General features: G+C 55.8%; 12 protein-coding genes. 2 read left to right on the top strand and 10 right to left on the bottom strand.

Translation table 11 applies throughout. The features are described 5' to 3' along the window. Nucleotides 1–12: 12 nt before the first annotated feature. From lolE to lolC, 3 genes are read right to left on the bottom strand one after another with little or no spacing between them, the layout of a single operon-like run. A complete protein-coding gene (gene lolE, locus INT84_RS04360; protein ID WP_194205766.1) occupies nt 13–1,257 on the bottom strand; it encodes a lipoprotein-releasing ABC transporter permease subunit LolE in 1,245 nt (414 codons plus the stop codon). After that, nucleotides 1,257–1,958 (bottom strand): lipoprotein-releasing ABC transporter ATP-binding protein LolD, encoded by a 702-nt coding sequence (gene lolD / locus INT84_RS04355; protein WP_176917235.1) that lies wholly within the window; start codon nt 1,956–1,958, stop codon nt 1,257–1,259. Before lolD ends, lolE begins: the two co-directional genes overlap by 1 nt. Continuing rightward, on the bottom strand, nt 1,951–3,150 hold the full coding sequence (lolC, locus tag INT84_RS04350) for a lipoprotein-releasing ABC transporter permease subunit LolC (protein WP_194205765.1): 1,200 nt from the start codon (nt 3,148–3,150) through the stop codon (nt 1,951–1,953). Before lolC ends, lolD begins: the two co-directional genes overlap by 8 nt. A 262-nt stretch (nt 3,151–3,412) precedes the next feature. Between lolC and mfd the strand changes: the two genes are divergently transcribed. Beyond that, a complete protein-coding gene (gene mfd / locus INT84_RS04345) occupies nt 3,413–6,859 on the top strand; it encodes a transcription-repair coupling factor (RefSeq protein ID WP_194205764.1) in 3,447 nt (1,148 codons plus the stop codon). Nucleotides 6,860–6,928: 69 nt separating this feature from the next. Here the strand turns inward: mfd and bhsA are convergent, their stop codons facing one another. Continuing rightward, a complete protein-coding gene (gene bhsA / locus INT84_RS04340; RefSeq protein WP_176917238.1) occupies nt 6,929–7,186 on the bottom strand; it encodes a multiple stress resistance protein BhsA in 258 nt (85 codons plus the stop codon). 238 nt (nt 7,187–7,424) lie between these two features. On the opposite strand from bhsA, the gene INT84_RS04335 reads away from it, so the two are divergent. Then, the gene (locus tag INT84_RS04335; RefSeq protein ID WP_194205763.1) at nt 7,425–8,060 is read left to right on the top strand and encodes a TetR/AcrR family transcriptional regulator; all 636 of its coding nucleotides are present in this window, start codon (nt 7,425–7,427) and stop codon (nt 8,058–8,060) included. 56 nt (nt 8,061–8,116) lie between these two features. On the opposite strand, the gene INT84_RS04330 is transcribed toward INT84_RS04335, so the two are convergent. The 6 genes from INT84_RS04330 to lpoB form a co-directional block, all read right to left on the bottom strand. Further along, nucleotides 8,117–8,656 carry a glycine zipper 2TM domain-containing protein gene (locus INT84_RS04330; RefSeq protein WP_194205762.1) on the bottom strand — a complete coding sequence of 180 codons (540 nt, stop codon included), beginning with the start codon at nt 8,654–8,656 and terminating at the stop codon, nt 8,117–8,119. A gap of 318 nt (nt 8,657–8,974) precedes the next feature. After that, on the bottom strand, nt 8,975–10,279 hold the full coding sequence (locus INT84_RS04325; protein ID WP_194205761.1) for an NAD(P)/FAD-dependent oxidoreductase: 1,305 nt from the start codon (nt 10,277–10,279) through the stop codon (nt 8,975–8,977). 235 nt (nt 10,280–10,514) lie between these two features. Continuing rightward, on the bottom strand, nt 10,515–11,057 hold the full coding sequence (gene ycfP / locus INT84_RS04320) for an alpha/beta hydrolase YcfP (protein WP_103678050.1): 543 nt from the start codon (nt 11,055–11,057) through the stop codon (nt 10,515–10,517). 33 nt (nt 11,058–11,090) lie between these two features. Next, on the bottom strand, nt 11,091–12,116 hold the full coding sequence (nagZ, locus tag INT84_RS04315; RefSeq protein WP_194205760.1) for a beta-N-acetylhexosaminidase: 1,026 nt from the start codon (nt 12,114–12,116) through the stop codon (nt 11,091–11,093). Nucleotides 12,117–12,118: 2 nt separating this feature from the next. After that, entirely contained in the window at nt 12,119–12,949 is an 831-nt protein-coding gene (gene thiK, locus INT84_RS04310) for a thiamine kinase (RefSeq protein WP_194205759.1), read from the bottom strand. Further along, nucleotides 12,930–13,577: a penicillin-binding protein activator LpoB gene (lpoB, locus tag INT84_RS04305; protein ID WP_194206112.1), complete on the bottom strand. Its 648-nt coding sequence runs from the start codon at nt 13,575–13,577 to the stop codon at nt 12,930–12,932. The genes thiK and lpoB overlap by 20 nt, the downstream gene beginning before the upstream one ends. Nucleotides 13,578–13,590 lie beyond the last annotated feature (13 nt).

Below are 13,590 nucleotides of genomic sequence, written 5' to 3'. Positions count from 1 at the left end.
CTCCTTTTGAAATTATTGCCCGCTTAATACCCTTGCAGGATCAATGTTACTCGCGCGTCGCGCCGGATACCAGCTTGCCAGCAGGCTCAGCAGCAGCGCCGTCACCAGAACATACAGCACGTCCAGCCAGTGTAATTCTGACGGCAGGAAGTCAATAAAGTAAATATCGCCGGACAGGAACTGATGGCCGATCCGCTTTTCGATAAACTCAATAATCGCCGTCAGCTGTAGCGCGCCAATCACGCCGATAACTACCCCGATAAGGCTACCAAATAGTCCTGCGAGCAGTCCGTACCAGACGAAAATCGCGCGGATCAGTCCGTCTTTCGCGCCAAGGGTGCGCAGTACCGCGATATCGCTGCTTTTGTCTTTTACCGCCATCACCAGGGTGGAGACGATGTTAAAACAGGCCACGCCGATCACCAGAATCATCGCCAGGTACATAATGGCGCGGATCATCTGAATATCGCGATACATATAGCCATAGGTGCCTACCCAGCTTTTGATATAGACGTAATCATTGGTCACTTCACCCGCCGAGCGCACCAGCGCCGGCGCGTTAAAGACGTCGTTGACCTTCAGCGCAATGCCGGTCACGCTGCTGCCCATCTCCAGATACTGCTGTGCATCCTGCATCGGGATCATCGCAAAGCTGTGATCGAGCTGACCGCTGAGTTGCAGAATACCGGTAACGTGGAGTCGAATACGTTTCGGCTGGAGCAGCTTATGATCGGCACTGGCGTTGGGGATCATAATCGACACTGAATCGCCCTGCTTAACGTGCAGCGCGTCGGCAACGCCTTTACCAATAATGATCTGCTGTTCGCCCGCCTTAAAGTTCGCCCAGGCACTGCCCTGAACATACTGAGGCAGCGCGCTAAGACGGCTTTCCTGCTGCGGATCGACGCCCTTCACCTGAATGGCGCGGATGTTCGCGCCGCTCTCGACCAGCCCGGTGAAATCGACATAGGGCGCGGCAGCGACAATACCGGGCACTTTCTCAATTTTGCTGAGCTTGTCGTTCCAGCCGTTCCACGGCTGATTCACCGGCTCGATCTGGCCGTGCGGCACCACGGCTAAAATACGGTTGTTCAGCTCGCGCTCAAAACCGTTCATTGCGCTCAGTCCAATAATCAGCACCGCGACACCGAGCGCAATACCGACGGTAGAGATAATCGAAATCAGCGACACCATGCCGCTACGGCGACGGCCACGGCTAAAACGCAACCCGATAAGAAGGGATAAAGGCGAGGCCATTAATCAGCTCCCATCAGGCTCAGTTCAGTATTCAGACGACCATCCCGCATCTCCAGCTGACGGGACATCCGCCGCGCCAGTTGCAGATCGTGGGTCACCACCAGGAACGCGGTCCCCTGCGCACGGTTCAGTTCACCGAGAAGCTGGAAGATGCTGTCGGCGTTACGCGCATCCAGGTTACCGGTCGGCTCATCGGCCAGCACCAGGCGCGGATTATTGACCAGCGCACGGGCAATCGCTACGCGCTGACGCTCACCACCGGATAACTCAGAGGGACGGTGACTGGCGCGATGATCAAGCCCTACGGCTTTCAGCATCTCCCGCGCCCGCTGGTTGATCTCGGCCGGACGCTTTTTGCCGATCAGCAGCGGCATCGCGACGTTCTCAAGTGCGGTAAAATCAGGCAGAAGGTGGTGAAACTGATAGATAAAGCCGAGGTTCTGATTACGCAGTTCCGCTTTTGCCGCCGACGAAAGTTTGCTCATCGGCTGGCCGCTGAAAATCACATCGCCGGAGGTCGGCGTATCCAGCCCGCCGAGCAGGTGCAGTAGCGTACTTTTCCCGGAGCCGGAGCTGCCGACAATTGCCATCATCTCCCCTTCGCCCACGCTGAAGCTGACATCGTGCAACACGTCGGTTTGCACACTGCCTTCCTGATAGCGTTTGCACAGGTTGTCGCATTGCAACAGGATCTTATTCATAACGTAAAGCCTCAGCGGGTTGAGTGGCGGCAGCGCGCCATGAAGGATAAAGCGTGGACAGCAGCGCAATCGCCATCGCCACCAGTGCAATAGCGATCACCTGCAACGGTTCAATCGCCACCGGCAGCGCCGCGCCGTCAAGAAATGCGCCGATAATCGGCATTAAATTGTTGAGCTGGCTGGCGAGCAACGCCCCCAGCGCAGCACCGAGCAGTGCGCCGATAATGCCGGCGCTGGCCCCCTGTACCATAAACACCGCCATGATCTGCCGTGGCGTCAGGCCCTGGGTTTGCAGAATGGCAACTTCGCCCTGCTTCTCCATCACCATCAGCCCCAGCGAGGTGATGATATTAAAGGCGGCGACGGCGACAATCAGACTGAGCAGCAGGCCCATCATGTTTTTTTCCATCCGCACGGCCTGGAACAGCTCGCCTTTACGCTCGCGCCAGTCCTGCCATTTGGTGTCCGGCGGCAGCGTCTGTTGACTGAGCGTATCCACCTGTAAAGGTTCGTTAAGCCACAGACGCCAGCCGGTGATATTCCCGGACGGGTAACGCATCAGGCGCGACGCATCCTGAATATTGACCAGCATCTGATAGCCGTCGACTTCGCTGTTGGCGGCAAAGGTGCCAATCACCGTAAACAGGCGTTGGCTGGGAATGCGTCCCATCGGCGTAAACTGGCTGGCCGACGGCACCATGATGCGTAATGAATCGCCGCGGTTAAGACCCAATTGCCCGGCCAGCTGCTCGCCGAGAATGACGTTGTAACGTCCCGGCTGCAAATCGGTCTGCTTCACATTAACTAAATACGGTGAGAGCGGATCTTTTTGCGCCGGATCGACGCCCAGCATCACGCCCACTGCCACGCTGCGCGCGCTCTGCAATACCACATTCCCCGTGGTGATGGGCGCAACGCGATTTACGCCCTGAAGCGTCACCGCCTTTTCAGAAATTTTTTGCGGGTCCAGCGACCCTTGCGTGGAAGAAAGAATGGCCTGCGGCATCAGCCCCAGAATATTGTTTTGCAGCTCGCGCTCAAAGCCGTTCATAACGGAAAGCACCGTCACCAGCGCCATCACGCCAAGCGTAATGCCGATAGTGGAAAGCCATGAGACAAAGCGACCGAAGCGGTCCGCTGCGCGCCCACGCATGTAGCGCAGGCCGATAAATAGTGCGACAGGTTGGTACATGTAATCCGTCTGGTTGCTGTGGCAGAAGAGGAAGTATATAAGCGAAAGCGCACAGCGTAAATGAGGGAAACCGTAAGAGTTCGTCATCGGACTGTCAAAAAGTTCAGATAAATCAATTTGCTATTATTGATTCACGCGCGCAGGCGCAGATTGATCTACCATTTGCTTATGTAAACTGAACGCGGATAATAATCTGCATTGAGAATCAGCACGTTGTCCCCATATCTTCTGGGCAAACCTATCAGAGACCCCGACACGACCTATGCCTGAACAACACCGTTATTCCTTGCCTGTCAAAGCAGGCGATCAACGCCAACTGGGAGAGTTAACCGGCGCGGCCTGCGCGACAGAGATCGCCGGGATCGTCGAGCGCCATTCTGGGCCGGTGGTGCTGGTTGCGCCCGACATGCAAAACGCCCTGCGCCTGCACGACGAAATCACCCAGTTTACGGATAACCTGGTTATCAACCTCGCCGACTGGGAAACGCTGCCTTACGATAGTTTTTCACCGCACCAGGAGATCATCTCCTCGCGCCTTTCGGTGCTCTATCAGCTTCCCACCATGCAGCGCGGCGTGTTGATCCTGCCGGTGAATACGCTGATGCAGCGCGTCTGTCCGCACAGCTATCTGCACGGTCATGCGCTGGTGATGAAAAAAGGGCAGCGCCTGTCGCGCGATGCGCTACGCGCGCAGCTGGAATCCGCAGGCTATCGTCATGTGGATCAGGTCATGGAGCACGGTGAATATGCCACCCGTGGCGCGCTGCTGGATCTCTACCCGATGGGTAGCGTGCAGCCCTATCGTCTGGATTTTTTTGATGACGAAATCGACAGCCTGCGCCTTTTTGATGCCGATACCCAGCGCACGCTGGAAGAAGTCGACGCCATCAACCTGCTGCCCGCGCACGAATTTCCTACGGATAAAGCAGCGATCGAACTTTTTCGCAGCCAGTGGCGCGATAAGTTCGATGTAAAACGCGACGCCGAGCATATTTATCAGCAGGTGAGTAAAGGTACATTGCCTGCCGGGATCGAATACTGGCAGCCTTTATTTTTTAGCGAGCCGCTGTCGCCGCTGTTCAGCTATTTCCCGGCCAATACGCTGATTATCAATACCGGCGACGTCGAAGGTAGCGCCACCCGTTTTCAGGCCGATGCCCATGCCCGCTATGAGAACCGGGGCGTGGATCCGATGCGTCCCCTGCTGCCGCCAGAACAGTTGTGGATGCGCACCGATGAGCTGCTCGGCGAATTAAAACGCTGGCCGCGCATACAGTTAAAAACCGAGAGTCTGGCAGATAAAGCGGCCTTTACTAATCTGGGCTATCGCACATTGCCCGACCTGTCGGTACAGGCGCAGCAAAAGTCCCCGCTCGACAATCTGCGTAAGTTTCTGGAGTCTTTCGACGGTCCGGTGATTTTCTCGGTGGAAAGTGAAGGACGCCGTGAAGCGCTCGGCGAGCTGGTAGCCCGTATCAAGCTGTCACCAAAACGCATCCTGCGGCTGGATGAGGCGACGGACAAAGGACGCTACGTGATGATCGGTGCGGCCGAGCACGGCTTTATCGACACCCTGCGCAACCGTGCCCTGATCTGCGAAAGCGATCTGCTGGGCGAGCGCGTGGCGCGTCGTCGCCAGGATAGTCGCCGCACCATCAACCCGGATACGCTGATCCGCAACCTCGCTGAGCTGCATATCGGGCAACCGGTAGTACATCTGGAACACGGCGTGGGCCGCTACGCGGGCATGACCACCCTGGAAGCAGGCGGCATCACCGCGGAATACCTGATGCTGACCTACGCCAACGAGGCCAAACTGTACGTTCCGGTTTCCTCCCTGCATTTGATCAGCCGCTATGCGGGCGGTGCAGAAGAGAATGCGCCGCTGCATAAACTGGGCAGCGATGTCTGGACCCGCGCCCGGCAGAAAGCCGCCGAGCGGGTGCGCGACGTGGCGGCAGAGCTGCTGGACATTTATGCCCAGCGCGCGGCGAAAAAAGGCTTTGCCTTTAAGCATAACCGCGAACAGTATCAGCTGTTTTGCGACAGTTTCCCCTTTGAGACCACGCCCGATCAGGCGCTGGCAATCAATGCCGTATTGAGTGATATGTGTCAGCCGCTGGCGATGGATCGTCTGGTCTGTGGCGATGTGGGTTTTGGTAAGACTGAAGTCGCCATGCGCGCCGCCTTTCTCGCGATAGAAAATAATAAGCAGGTCGCGGTACTGGTTCCCACTACCCTGCTCGCCCAGCAGCATTTTGACAATTTCCGCGACCGTTTCGCCAGTTGGCCGGTGCGTATCGAGATGCTGTCGCGCTTTCGCAGCGCCAAAGAGCAGGCGCAAATTCTCGAACAGGCGGCCGAAGGAAAAATCGATATTCTGATCGGCACCCACAAACTGTTGCAGGCGGATGTCAAATGGCGCGATCTGGGCCTGCTGATTGTCGATGAAGAGCACCGCTTCGGTGTGCGGCATAAAGAGCGTATTAAAGCGATGCGTTCTGACGTGGATATTCTGACGCTGACCGCCACGCCAATCCCGCGCACGCTGAACATGGCGATGAGCGGAATGCGCGATCTGTCGATTATCGCTACCCCACCGGCCCGCCGTCTGGCGGTGAAAACCTTCGTGCGCGAGTACGATAATCTGGTGGTCCGTGAGGCGATCCTGCGTGAAGTCCTGCGCGGCGGGCAGGTCTATTATCTCTATAACGACGTCGAAAACATCCAGAAAGCGGCGGCGCGCCTCGCCGAGCTGGTGCCGGAGGCGCGCATTGCCATCGGTCACGGTCAGATGCGCGAGCGCGAACTGGAACGGGTGATGAACGACTTTCACCACCAGCGTTTTAACGTGCTGGTGTGTACCACCATCATTGAGACCGGGATTGATATTCCGACCGCCAATACCATCATCATCGAACGCGCCGATCATTTCGGACTGGCGCAGCTACATCAGCTACGCGGGCGCGTCGGTCGTTCGCACCATCAGGCCTATGCGTGGCTGCTGACGCCGCATCCGAAGGCGATGACCACCGACGCGCAGAAACGGCTGGAAGCGATTGCCTCGCTGGAAGATTTAGGCGCGGGCTTTGCGCTGGCAACGCACGATCTGGAAATTCGTGGTGCCGGTGAACTGCTGGGGGAAGATCAGAGCGGTCAGATGGAAACCATCGGCTTCTCGCTGTATATGGATCTGCTGGAAAATGCGGTAGACGCCCTGAAAGCGGGTCGCGAGCCGTCGCTTGAGGATCTCACCAGTCAGCAAACGGAGGTCGAACTGCGAATGCCGTCGCTGCTGCCGGATGATTTTATTCCGGACGTTAACACCCGCCTCTCCTTCTATAAACGCATTGCCAGCGCCAAAAATGATAATGCGCTTGAAGAGATTAAAGTCGAGTTGATTGATCGCTTTGGCCTGCTGCCTGATCCGGCGCGTAATCTGCTGGATATTGCGGGTCTGCGTCAGCAGGCGCAGCGGCTGGGGATCCGTAAGCTTGAGGGCAATGATAAAGGCGGGCAGATCGAATTTGCGGAGAATAATCACGTTAACCCTGCCTGGCTGATTGGCCTGCTGCAAAAGGAGCCGCAGCATTTCCGGCTTGATGGCCCGACGCGGCTAAAGTTTTTCCAGGATCTCAACGAGCGGAAAGTCCGTATGGACTGGGTGCGCAACTTTATGCGCCAGCTTGAGGAAAATGCAATAGCCTGAGTCTGTGATAAAAAAAGCCCCACGGTAATCACCGTGGGGCTTCCTGTAAATACCAGGTAGAGGGTTATCTTATTTGTAAATCACAGCGGTGCCATGCAGCGTATTCGGACCGCTTACGGAGGTGATGCGGAAAGATTTCGCGCCCATTGCATCCGCTTTTTGCGCCAGCTGATTTTCCAGCGAGCCTAAATTTGTCCCGGCATCCGCAGAGATAACGCCAGCTTTTTGCTGATCGGCTGGGGTGGACTGCACCTGAACGGCAGCAACGCTTGCAAAAGAAAGTGAACTCAGTACAGCGGCGGCGATGAGGGTTTTGACGTTTTTCATAATATTGACCTTATGCAGATGAACGGTGGACCGCATTTAATTAACGATCGATAGGTAAATCATAAATGTGATCAATATCACAGTCAAGTTTATTCTATAACGATCGTTATAATAAAATAAAAACCATTATCTTTCATAAACATAAGCTTATTAAATTTTTGTTGGTTCTGAGGTGGCACCGCGATACATTTATTTTTATAATGGTTATTCACTTAACTGACTCAGGTACAACGGCACCATGACAGCTGACGTTCAAAGTTGCACAAAAAAAAGCCGTGGCCGACCAAAAGTGTTCGACAGGGACGCGGCGCTGGATAAGGCCATGACACTCTTCTGGGAACACGGGTATGAAGCAACCTCGCTCGCCGATCTGGTCGAAGCGACGGGCGCTAAAGCCCCGACGCTCTATGCGGAGTTTATTAATAAAGAGGGTTTATTTCGGGCGGTGCTCGATCGCTATATCTCGCGTTTCGCCGCGCGTCATGAAGCCGCTCTGTTCAATGAGGAGAAATCCGTAGAGCAGTCGTTGCAGGACTATTTCACGGCGGTTGCTACCTGCTTTACCAGCAAAGAAACCCCGGCCGGCTGCTTTATGATCAACACCTCGGCGACGCTTGCCGCCTCGTCAAAAGAGATTGCCCGCACGCTGAAAACGCGCCATGCGCAGCAGGAACAGACGCTTTGCAAGTTTCTGCTTTCCCGACAGCAGCGCGGTGAACTCCCGGCGCAAAAAGATGTTCAGGCGCTGGCGCAGTTTCTGAACTGTATTTTGCAGGGCATGTCGATTAGCGCGCGCGAAGGCGCAAGCCTTGAGGATTTGCAGCAGATTATCCGCACTACCTTCTGCCTGTGGCCAAAAATGCTTACGCTGTAAGCCACAAAAAAGCCCCTCAGCCTGAGCGATGAGGGGCAAACAGTAATAACGCTTTTTTATGCTTTGTTATTCAGGACCAGCTGCCCCTTGCTGTCGAGCGGGATCTGCGTTCCCGGATCGTCTTTCATGCGGATTTTCCCCTGCTGATCGCCGATTTTATAGGTCACATCATAACCAAGCATATTTTCCGATTTGTCGTACACCGTTTTGCAGCGCTGCTGCGTGGTGGTGTACGTATCCGATTCCTGCATTGAGCCCTGGATCTGGTTACCGGCATAGCCGCCGCCCAGCGCGCCCGCGATTGTGGCAATGTCTTTACCACGTCCGCCGCCAAACTGGTGGCCTACAACTCCGCCTGCGACCGCACCAAGCACGGAACCGGTAATGCGGTTTTCGTCCTGCACCGGGCGTCGGTGGGTCACATTGACGTTCCGACACTCTTTACGCGGCGTTTTAACCGTTTCTTTTATCGGCGTTGCTGAGACTACCTGCGCATACTGCGGGCCACGTTCAAAGACGTCCAGACTGGCCACGGCTGCCACACCCAGCGCAGCGGCTACGCCAATCCCTATACCCGCCAACATTGATTTATTCACGGGAGCTCCTCCTTCGTTGCTGTTGGTCATAATTTTGCAATCAAGAGGATATTTCGCCAATCAGAACAGCGCCTAAAAACGGGGGATCGGCGGGTAAAACAGAATGATTCAGAGGAGTCTTAGTGCTGTACGCCTGTTTGGCAGGATTATATTTTGCCAGGGAGGGAAATTGCCTGATGGCGCTGCGCTTATCAGGCCTACGGAGGTAGTCGGGTGGGCTGAATGCCTGATGGCGCTACGCTTATCAGGCCTACGGTATTCAGGCAACGTGTGGTGGATTCACAGGCCGGGCGAGCTTGCGCCGCCCGGCTGCATACCTTAGTGCAGTTTAAGGCGCGGACGGATCACCCGGTTAATGCTGCCGACCAGCATCATCAGACCGGTTTTAAAATAGCCGTGTAGCGCGATCTGATGCATACGGTATAGCGAGATATACACAAAGCGTGCAATGCGCCCTTCGATCATCATCGAGCCACGGGTCAGGTTCCCCATCAGGCTACCGACGGTCGAAAAGTTAGACAGCGACACCAGCGAACCATGATCTTTATACTGGTACGCTTTTAGCGGTTTCCCCTTCACCTGCGCCAGGATGTTATGCAGCGCGCAGGTTGCCATCTGGTGCGCGGCCTGCGCGCGTGGCGGTACAAATCCGCCTTCCGGACGAGCGCAGGAGGCGCAGTCACCAATGGCGTAAATATCCGCATCGCGCGTCGTTTGCAGTGTCGGCTCGACCACCAGCTGATTGATGCGGTTTGTTTCCAGTCCTCCCAGCTCTTTCATAAAGTCCGGAGCTTTGATGCCTGCGGCCCAGACCATCAAATCGGCTTTAATATACTCGCCTTCTTTAGTGTGCAATCCGCCTTCGTCGGCGCTGGTCACCATCGTTTGAGTAAGGACACGCACGCCGAGTTTGGTCAGTTCGTTATGCGCCGCACCCGAAATACGCGGCGGCAGCGCAGGCAGAATACGCTCGCCGGCTTCCACCAGCGTCACATTCAGCGCTTCATTGGTCAGCCCTTTGTAGCCGTAGCTGTGGAGCTGTTTCACCGCATTATGCAGCTCCGCCGACAACTCAACCCCGGTCGCCCCACCGCCGACAATCGCGATATTCACCTTGCCGTTAGCCCCCAGATTCGCCGAGAACTTAAGGAACAGGTTGAGCATCTCCTGATGGAAACGACGCGCCTGATGCGGGTTGTCGAGGAAAATACAGTGCTCTTTAACGCCCGGCGTATTGAAGTCGTTAGAGGTACTGCCAAGCGCCATGATCAGCGTGTCGTAAGGCAGTTTGCGCTCAGGCACCAGTAACTCGCCTTTTTCATCGCGCAGTTCAGACAGGGTCAACGTTTTACTTTCACGATTAAGATCGATAACCGACCCCAACTGGAACTGGAAATGGTGATTTCGCGCGTGGGCCAGATAGCTCAGGGCATCCACACCTTCATCCAGTGAACCCGTCGCCACTTCATGCAGCAGCGGCTTCCACAGGTGGCTGTGGTTGCGATCGACAAGGGTGATTTTGGCTTTCTTACCCCGCCCTAACTTTTTGCCCAGCTGCGTTGCCAGTTCAAGACCGCCAGCACCACCGCCTACAATCACAATCTTCTTCAATGGTGTAGTCAACGTGACCCCCTAAAATTATTAACCAATTGTTAACTAAAGGTTATGAGAATAACTTTTAGTTAACAACAAGTTACCGCTATGAAACCGTATCACTCCCATGAGAATAACACGTCAGGGTCATTGGTCATACCAAAATTGATGTACATCAAGTTTTGCCGCTGAAAAGATGAACAACTGTAGACACAGGCAAAAAAAAGGGCCAGCCCGATGGCTGACCCTTTATCTGACAGAACGTTTATCCGAGTGTTTTAAACGCCTTAATACGCTGTAAGTGTGGCGAGATATTTTTGAACTTGTGAGTCTGCTCTTCATCCCAGACGATTTCGTACCACGGGCACAAAATCTCTGCGCTGCGCTGGCTGTTAAGCGCCTCATCCCGGCGCGACAGGATCGCCATACACCGGTCGCGGTTCTTCTCCCGGAAATTACTCACGCACTTAGTGGCAATATCGGTATATTCTTCCGGGCGATCGATTTTGCCTTCCATATTCTCCGCCGGGAACAGGTTCGGGTTGAACACCACCTGGCGGATATCGCAGAGGAAGCCAATGCGTTCTGCCCAGAAACCGCCCAGCCCGACGCCGCAAATCAGCGGGCGATCGTCCGCATTCAACTGGAGCATCTTATCGACCTCTTTCAGCAGATGCTGCATATCATGCTTCGGGTGACGCGTACTGTAGCTAATCAGTCGCACATCCGGATCGATAAACTGCAACTGCAATACCTTTTCGTGATTGCCCGGGCTGTTTGAGTCAAAACCGTGTAAATAAATAATCATCGCATCCTCACCATACTCTGTATCCCGCAGGGATTAATGGATTGCTTTATGTTCCTGCCAGCGCTCGTGCAGCTGATTCAGTTGCGCACTTATCGTCTTCCAGCGGGCGGAATCCATCAGTTCCTGACGAGTAAACGTCCCTTTATGATACAATTGCGTAACACGCTGTGCATTGATCGGCGACAGATTATCCAGAACGCTGACCGCTCCTTTACGATTATTGCAGACCAGGATCATATCGCAACCTGCATCCAGCGATGCCTGACCGCGCTCGGCGTAGCTTCCCATGATCGCCGCACCTTCCATCGACAGGTCGTCGGAAAAAATCACGCCGTCAAAATGAAGTTCACCACGCAGGACGGTTTTCAGCCAGTGCGCCGAACCACTGGCCGGACGCGGATCGACCTGCGTGTAGATCACATGCGCGGGCATAATGGCGTCGAGACGATTTTCGTCAATCAGGGTACGGAAGATGGTCATATCCCGGGCGCGAATCTCCGCTTCAGCGCGCGGGTCCTGCGGCGTCTCTTTATGCGAGTCCGCCGTCACCGCGCCGTGGCCGGGGAAGTGTTTACCGGTTGTTTTCATTCCCGCCGCGTGCATACCGTCAATAAACCGGCGGGCCATTGCCAGCGCCTTCAGCGGATCGTCATGATAAGAACGCTCGCCAATCGCGGCGCTAATATGGCCGACATCCAGCACTGGGGCAAAACTGATATCAATGTCCATGGCGATCATTTCGCTCGCCATCAGCCAGCCCGCCTCTTCGGCCAGCTTGCCACCCGCCTCCAGACCGTGCAATTCAGCAAAAGACTGGGCGGCAGGCAGGCGGGTAAAACCCTCGCGAAAACGCTGAACGCGTCCACCCTCCTGATCGACGGCCACCACCAGCCGATGGTGCGAGGCGGCGCGGATCTGGCGCACCAGCTCGCGCAACTGCGCGGGATCGTGGTAGTTGCGGGTAAAAAGAATTAATCCGCCTACCGACGGATGCGCCAGAATCTCACGCTCTTCCGCATCCAGTTCAAAACCTTCGACATCCAACATTACCGGACCCACGCTTATCTCTCCTGTATTTTATGTAGCTGTTTCCATGTTTCATCGGCGAGGACGATAAACTGCCCGTCACCGGTTTGCTGCCAGCGGCGCTCATACCAGCCCGCCATCAGCATCAGCACCCACGGGTGCCAGCGTCTGACCTGTCGCCAGAGCAACGAGGGCGCTATGCCCGCCGCTGCCGCATAGTCCTTAACCAGCTGGCGTCTTTCCGCCTGTTCTGTCATCCACACTGCCGCCAGCTCCAGCGCGATATCACCATCACCGGCATATTCCCAGTCAATCAGCCGCAGTCCGCTGGCGGTGTGCACGATATTGCCCGGGTGAACATCCATATGCAGCGGCGACAGCCGCAACGGCTGCGGTTCGCCGCCGCGTTTTAACCGTTTTAACTGCCTGAGCCAGAACGGATTGCGCCGCTCGCTGGCACTGTTCTGCCAGTAATACTCCAGCAGCGGGAGAAGCGTAATGCGCCAGCCAAAACGCGGCTGCTGATGGAGATGATACAGCACCTTTACCAGTTCGGCAGTCGCGGGCAGCGTGCTTTTTACTGCGCCGTGCAGATAATCGACGACCATCCAGCCGCGCGTGTAAAAACACGCCGACGGCGCGAGCGTGGCAGGCAGGCGGCGAAGCGCATGGTACTGGCGCAGAAAGTGAAATTCAGGGGCCTGCGGATCGTGGTGCTGACGTAGCACCCTTCTCTGCAAGCCCTTCTCAATGATGCAACTCCCGCCGCCTAACCCGGAGGAGGACCCCGGCGCGACGGGATGATACTGCGGAAAAAAGCGTGACAGTAGCTGGTCACGTGACAGCTTATTGTTGCTGAACTGCACCTTTACCCGACCAGATAATCTCGCCAGTCTGCACCAGCATCAGCTGCATTTGCAGAGTTGGCGTATTCACATTACCCGACGCGTTTGAGTACAGCACATAATGCGCGCCAACGTTACGGGCGATGCCTATGGCTTTACTGCGGCTACCGAGGCTGTCCTGCGGAGACAGGCCAAGCTGCTGTTTTGCCACAGACAACTGCTGAGCGGAAACGAGCGTAAATTTACCGTTGTTAGCCAGCGCGTTACGCAGCGCCTCGGTCGCCTCACTCGCGTTAAGGGAACCGTTAGTGCGGTTGTTCACGCTGTCTACCAGCAGAACGCTGCCGCTGTTCACGCCGTCTGCCTGAAGCATTTTTCCGGCCAGCGGCTGAATCGCACTGTTCCAGTCATAGTGGCGCTCACGCGGTGCCGGTGCGGCGGTATCATCCTGATGCTCAATCGGTCCTGGCTGTTCAGGGATGGTCGGCACCGTCGGCACGACCGGCACCGGCTGCTGCGGCTGGGTCGGTTGCGGCTGCGCGCCCGGCTGGGCGGTATCCACTGGGGCAGGTTGTTGCTCTTTGGTCACACACCCTGCAAGAAAAATCGCGAGGGCGCTAATCAGCGCAAAGCGACGCATAGTTATCATCAAGGTTACCCCG

The organism is Superficieibacter sp. 1612_C1 (assembly GCF_015234305.1).
In the GTDB taxonomy this organism is placed as follows: Bacteria; Pseudomonadota; Gammaproteobacteria; order Enterobacterales; family Enterobacteriaceae; genus Superficieibacter.
This window is presented reverse-complemented; position numbering and strand designations above follow the sequence as displayed.

What these genes read in the sequence shown, in the direction of transcription:
- lolC (WP_194205765.1), bottom strand. Translation starts at nt 3,150, where the DNA reads ATGTACCAACCTGTCGCACTATTTATCGGCCTGCGCTACATGCGTGGG.
- mfd (WP_194205764.1), top strand. Translation starts at nt 3,413, where the DNA reads ATGCCTGAACAACACCGTTATTCCTTGCCTGTCAAAGCAGGCGATCAA.
- ycfP (WP_103678050.1), bottom strand. Translation starts at nt 11,057, where the DNA reads ATGATTATTTATTTACACGGTTTTGACTCAAACAGCCCGGGCAATCAC.
- bhsA (WP_176917238.1), bottom strand. Translation starts at nt 7,186, where the DNA reads ATGAAAAACGTCAAAACCCTCATCGCCGCCGCTGTACTGAGTTCACTT.
- lolD (WP_176917235.1), bottom strand. Translation starts at nt 1,958, where the DNA reads ATGAATAAGATCCTGTTGCAATGCGACAACCTGTGCAAACGCTATCAG.
- lolE (WP_194205766.1), bottom strand. Translation starts at nt 1,257, where the DNA reads ATGGCCTCGCCTTTATCCCTTCTTATCGGGTTGCGTTTTAGCCGTGGC.
- INT84_RS04335 (WP_194205763.1), top strand. Translation starts at nt 7,425, where the DNA reads ATGACAGCTGACGTTCAAAGTTGCACAAAAAAAAGCCGTGGCCGACCA.
- lpoB (WP_194206112.1), bottom strand. Translation starts at nt 13,577, where the DNA reads ATGATAACTATGCGTCGCTTTGCGCTGATTAGCGCCCTCGCGATTTTT.